Genomic DNA, 1091 nt, shown 5'->3' on the forward strand with positions numbered 1-1091 from the left:
CGATCCACGGCACCAGACCCCGCTCCCTGATCCGGCCAGATCCAAACGAAAGACCCTAGGGGTCGTGGTTCGGGGTGCGTTTCAGCGCGGGCCGGTTTCGGGTGCGGGTTGTCGGTCGCTTCCGTACGGTGCGCGCCTGGGGCGCGGGGCCGCGTGCGCGGTGGGTGCGGGCACCCACCAAGCCCGTCCGGCGTTTGAGGACGGAACGGGCAGCCACGGTGCCGGGTTCGCAGTCAGTAGGGGCCTGCCCCATCGCGCCCGGCCGCAGGCCGGAAAAACCAGCCCGTCCGGCGATTGAGGACGAAGCGGTCGGCCGACGGGGCGCGGTCGGTTACTGGGGAGTAGCATGGGTACGCGCGCGCTTCGGCGTGCTCCCGCAGTGCCATCCCGCACCCTGGAGGAGAGCCATCGTGCCTCGTACCGTCAGGGACGTCGTCTTTGTCGACGGCGTCCGTACCCCGTTCGGCAAGGCGGGCCCGAAGGGCATGTACCACGAGACCCGGGCCGACGATCTTGTCGTGAAGGCGATCCGGGAGCTGCTGCGCCGCAACCCGGATCTCGACCCGGCGCGGATCGACGAGGTCGCGATCGCCGCGACCACGCAGATCGGTGACCAGGGCCTCACGCTCGGCCGTACCGCGGGCATCCTCGCCGGGCTGCCGCAGTCCGTGCCCGGCTACTCCGTGGACCGGATGTGCGCGGGCGCGCTGACCGCGGTGACCAGCACGGCGGGCTCCATCGCGTTCGGCGCGTACGACATCGTCGTGGCCGGCGGTGTCGAGCACATGGGCCGGCATCCGATGGGTGAGGGTGTGGATCCCAATCCCCGGTTCGTCAGCGAGAAGCTCGTCGACGACTCGGCGCTGTTCATGGGAATGACGGCCGAGAATCTGCACGACCGCTTCCCGCATCTGACCAAGCTGCGTGCCGACGGGTACGCGGTGCGTTCACAGGAGAAGGCCGCCAAGGCGTATGCGAACGGTCTGATCCAGCAGGATCTGGTGCCGATCTCGATCCGCCGTACCGATCCGGCGGGAGGCGAGACCGGCTGGGGTCTGGCCACCGCCGACGAGCCGATGCGGCCCGGGACG

Annotated in this window: 1 pseudogene; it reads left to right on the forward strand. The window is 70.1% G+C overall.

Annotated features, from left to right (window positions below):
• Positions 1-410 precede the first annotated feature (410 nt).
• A pseudogene (locus GA0115259_RS19680) lies at positions 411-1091 on the forward strand (acetyl-CoA C-acyltransferase); the annotation flags it as partial.

It is taken from the genome of Streptomyces sp. MnatMP-M17 (genome assembly GCF_900091995.1).
Classification (GTDB): Bacteria; Actinomycetota; Actinomycetes; order Streptomycetales; family Streptomycetaceae; genus Streptomyces.